The organism is Bacteriovorax sp. DB6_IX, from assembly GCF_000447775.1.
Lineage (GTDB): Bacteria > Bdellovibrionota > Bacteriovoracia > Bacteriovoracales > Bacteriovoracaceae > Halobacteriovorax_A.
Map to the genome: position 1 here is coordinate 1 of NZ_AUNJ01000040.1, position 4922 is coordinate 4922.

Sequence of the window (4922 nt, forward strand, 5' to 3'; positions counted from 1 at the left end):
TGGAGGTAGTTTATTTTGTAGAAGCCTCCCTTCTCACGGTACTCAATTCATACTCTCTCTCCCTTTTTAATCCCACCAGACTGAAAGCCTGCAAAGGCTTTCACCTTCCTTTTTAACTTCAAAAGCAGTACAATTGTTCTATTCAACTATTTTGTAAAAAGGTATTACATGAAAGTAATAGAGCATATTGAAAAGTCTTCTAATCCACTATTTAGTTTTGAAATTGTTCCACCTCCAAGAGGAAGAACAATTCAAGCAGTCACTGACGTAGTTAAAACGCTACTTCCATATAATCCTGCATGGATTGATGTTACTGCCCACCCAGCCGGGGCTTATTACAATGAAAAGTCAGATGGATCAATTGAGAGAAAAATCTATAAGAAAAGACCTGGAACTATTGGTATCTGTGGGGTTATTCAGAATAGATTCAAAGTTGACACAGTAACCCATTTACTTACTCAAGGGTTTACGAAAGAAGAAACGGAAGATGCTCTTATCGAACTCAATTACCTTGGAATTCATAATGTCCTGGCACTTAGAGGTGATGGACTTAACTACAATAAGAAATATGACAATAAGAGACAACGTAATCATTATGCAATTGATCTCGTCGAACAGATTAGTGATGTCAAAAAAGGTATTTATATGGATGAGATCAATGAATCTCTCCCAATGGACTTCTGCGTAGGTGTTGCAGGTTATCCTGAAAAGCACTTTGAAGCACCTAATATGAAGCTTGATATTCAAAGGCTCAAAGAAAAAGTTAATGCTGGTGCAGACTATGTTGTGACACAGATGTTCTTTAAAAATAATAAGTACTTTGAGTTTGTTGATAGTTGTAAAGATGCAGGTATCGACTGCCCTATTGTTCCAGGAATTAAAGTCATCAAGAATCTTAAGCAATTTCGAAGTGTCCCTAGTCACTTCTATGTCGACTTCCCAGATGAGTTTGTTGAAGAAGCTCATGAAAATCCTGATCATGTTGAAGAAATTGGAATTCGCTGGGCAATTAAACAAGGTGAAGAACTTCTTAATGCAAATGTTCCTTCCCTTCACTTCTATGTTATGAATGATGCGAAGTCTGTATCTCAAGTTGTAAAAAAACTATTTAAATAAAAGTTAAAATAATGAATTTAAAAGAAGAACTAAGCCAAATTATTAAAAATAGAATTCTCTTTCTTGATGGGGCCATGGGAACAATGGTTCAAAGATATAAACTTGAAGAGAAAGACTTTCGTGGAGACAGATTTCCAGATGCAAAGATTGACCTCAAGGGAAATAATGACATCTTAAATCTGACTCGCCCTGAGATTATCAAAGAGATTCATACTCAATACCTTGAAGCTGGTTCTGACATCATTGAAACAAATACATTTTCTGCAACTCAAATTGCTCAAGCAGATTATGAGCTTGAACACATTGCATACGAATTAAATGTTGAAGCGGCTAAAATTGCTAAACAAGCATGTCTTGAATTTCAAGAAAAGAATCCTGATAGACGTTGTTTTGTTGCTGGAGCTCTTGGCCCAACGAATAAAACAGCTTCTATTTCACCAGATGTTAACAATCCAGCGTATAGAGGGATTACTTTTGATGAACTCGTCGATAATTACTACGAACAATCAAAAGGCCTAATCGAAGGAGGAGCCGACCTACTCCTGGCTGAAACATCATTTGATACACTTAATTTAAAAGCTGCTATTTTTGCTATTAGAAAACTGAATGAAGACTTAGGTCTTGATATACCTATTATGCTTTCAGTAACAATTACTGATGCTTCGGGAAGAACACTTTCTGGACAAACGGTCGAAGCTTTCTGGAATTCTGTTAGGCATGCAAGACCTTTTAGTGTAGGAATCAATTGTGCTTTAGGTGCAAATGAAATGAGACCATATATTGAAGAGCTCTCAAAAATCTCTGATTGCTATATAAGTTGTTACCCAAATGCTGGACTTCCTAACCCATTAAGTGACACTGGTTATGATGAAACACCTGATCAAACATCTGACTTCCTAGAAGAATTTGCTGGTTCAGGCCTTGTCAATATCGTCGGTGGTTGTTGTGGAACAACTCCTGATCATATAAGAGCTATTACTAATAAATTAAAAACGATTAAACCAAGAAAACCCCATTCAATAAAAGAAGCGATGAGACTTAGTGGACTAGAACCTCTCAACTTATCAAGTAAAGGTGATAGACCCTTTATTATGGTCGGAGAAAGAACTAACGTTACTGGTTCTCCTCGATTTGCACGCCTTATTAAAGAAGGTGATTTTGATACTGCCCTTAATATTGCACGACAACAGGTTGAGAATGGCGCCAATATTATTGATATCAATTTTGATGAAGGACTGCTCGATAGTAAAGAGTGCATGGTTAAGTTTTTAAACTTAGTTGCCTCAGAACCAGATATCTGCAAAGTACCAATTATGATCGATTCTTCAAAATGGGAAGTTATCGAAGCAGGTCTTAAATGTCTTCAAGGAAAAGGGATCGTTAACTCGATCAGCTTAAAGGAAGGCGAAGAAAACTTTATTAATCAAGCAAAGTTAATAAAAGAATATGGTGCGGCCGTTGTTGTTATGGCCTTTGATGAAAAAGGTCAAGCTGCTGAAAAAGAAGATAAAGTAAGAATTTGCCAAAGAGCTTACAAAATCCTAGTCGAAGAAGTCGACTTTCCTCCATACGATATCATCTTTGATCCTAATGTTCTGACTGTAGGAACAGGAATAGAAGAACATAATAACTATGCAATTGACTTTATAGAAGCTGTTAGAGAAATCAAAGAGACTTGCCCTGGGGCAATGACTTCTGGTGGTGTTTCTAACGTATCATTTTCGTTTAGAGGAAATAATGTTGTTAGAGAAGCTATGCACAGCTCTTTCCTCTATTACGGAATTCAAGCCGGTCTTGACATGGGAATCGTCAATGCAGGAATGCTTGAAGTCTACGAAGATATTAAACCAGAATTAAAAGAAAAAATTGAGGATGTTCTATTTAACAGACATCCTGATGCGACAGAAGACCTTATTGAATATGCAGAACAGTTTAAAGGCGTCACAAAGAAAAAACTTGAGGATGATGTTAGCTGGAGAGAAGCTCCCCTACAAGAAAGAATTACTCATTCACTAGTAAAAGGTATCTCTAAATTTATTGAAGAAGATGTTGAAGAAGCTCGTCAAGAACTTGGCATCCCTCTCAATGTGATTGAGGGGCCACTTATGGCCGGAATGAAAGTTGTAGGAGACCTCTTTGGAGAAGGAAAAATGTTTCTTCCACAGGTCGTTAAATCAGCGAGAGTCATGAAACAAGCTGTTGCCTATCTAGAACCATTTATGGAAAAGAATGCTGATGGTTCCTCTAGTCAAAAAACATTTGTTATCGCAACAGTAAAAGGAGATGTTCACGATATTGGTAAAAATATCGTTGGAGTTGTTCTCGCCTGTAACGGTTATAATGTTATAGATCTTGGCGTTATGGTTTCGTGTGATGATATAATTAAAGCGGTGAAAGAACACAATGCCAGCATTATCGGACTTAGTGGTCTAATTACTCCATCATTAGATGAAATGATCTACAACGTAGAAGAGTTTAAAAGACAAGGAATTGACCTTCCTGTGTTGGTAGGTGGAGCAACAACAAGTAAGACGCATACAGCGGTAAAAATAGCACCACATACAGATGTTCCTGTTGTACAAGTTGGAGACGCGTCTCTGGTTGTCGAAATTTGTAATAGTTTACTTAGTGCAAATCTCAAAGAAAATTACTTAACGGAGCTTGCTAAGAAACAGCAATCATTAAGAGAATACTTCGAGAAATCAAAAAACAATACAGGAGCCCTTGTTTCATACGAAGAAGCTTTCAACAGTCGCGATTATTATTTTGAGAGCCATAAAACAATAACTCCAGAGTTCACAGGAGTTAAGCGCTTCGACGATATCAGCTTGGAGGAAATTGCTAAGTATATTGATTGGTCTCCTTTCTTCTGGACTTGGGAACTTAAGGGAACATATCCAAAGATACTTTCTCATAAAAAATATGGAGAAGAAGCGAAAAAGCTCTTCAAGGACGCTCAAGACTTCTTGGAAAGAATTATAAAAGAAAAGAGATTCTCGCCAAAGGCTGCTATTGGTTTCTGGAAGGCCCAATCTGAAGGTGATGATGTCTACGTCTATGATGACAATGGAGAAGAAGTTGAAAAACTTTGCTTTCTTAGACAACAGAAAACTAAAACTAAAGGCGCCCAAGTCTATCATAGCTTGTCTGATTTTATTGCACCAAAAGGAAGTGGCATTGAGGATTATATTGGTGCCTTTGTCGTGACAATGGGTGACGGTGTTGAGAAGTTTGCCGAAAATTTTGAAAAAATCAACGATGACTACTCATCTATTATGGTAAAGGCCATAGGAGATAGACTTGCTGAGGCTTTCGCAGAACTTATTCACAAGAGGGCCAGAGATTACTGGTCGATCTCAAAGAATGAGTCATCAGATATTGAAGACTTAATTAAAGAAAACTATCAAGGAATTCGTCCTGCTCCTGGCTACCCAGCTTGTCCAGACCACACGGAAAAAGATAAGTTATGGAAGCTACTTGATGCAAAAGAAAATACTAATGCTTATCTGACTGAAAACTATGCAATGGTTCCAGCTAGTTCAGTTTCAGGATACCTTTTCTCTCATCCTGAATCGAAGTATTTCAACATACTTTCAATAGGTGACGATCAAGTAGAGGTATATGCAAAACGTAAAGGCATGGAGCTTGAAGAGGCTAAGAAATGGTTGAGAACAGTTCATCTGAGCTAATAGACAAATATTTTGATAAAATTAGACTTTCTTTTCCAGAGGTTTTCATCTCTGATGATAAGTTAAGACTTATTTTTAATTCTTGCTCTAGTGAAGATGAACTTAAGACTATTATTT

General features: G+C 37.2%; 2 protein-coding genes. Both read left to right on the forward strand.

All coding sequences use genetic code 11. The features are described from left to right. The first annotated feature begins 168 nt into the window (after window positions 1–168). Window positions 169–1116: a methylenetetrahydrofolate reductase gene (locus M901_RS01220; protein WP_021276334.1), complete on the forward strand. Its 948-nt coding sequence runs from the start codon at window positions 169–171 to the stop codon at window positions 1114–1116. Window positions 1117–1127: 11 nt separating this feature from the next. Then, the gene (gene metH / locus M901_RS01225; RefSeq protein WP_021276336.1) at window positions 1128–4805 is read left to right on the forward strand and encodes a methionine synthase; all 3678 of its coding nucleotides are present in this window, start codon (window positions 1128–1130) and stop codon (window positions 4803–4805) included. Window positions 4806–4922 lie beyond the last annotated feature (117 nt).

What these genes read in the sequence shown, in the direction of transcription:
- M901_RS01220 (WP_021276334.1), top strand. Translation starts at nt 169, where the DNA reads ATGAAAGTAATAGAGCATATTGAAAAGTCTTCTAATCCACTATTTAGT.
- metH (WP_021276336.1), top strand. Translation starts at nt 1,128, where the DNA reads ATGAATTTAAAAGAAGAACTAAGCCAAATTATTAAAAATAGAATTCTC.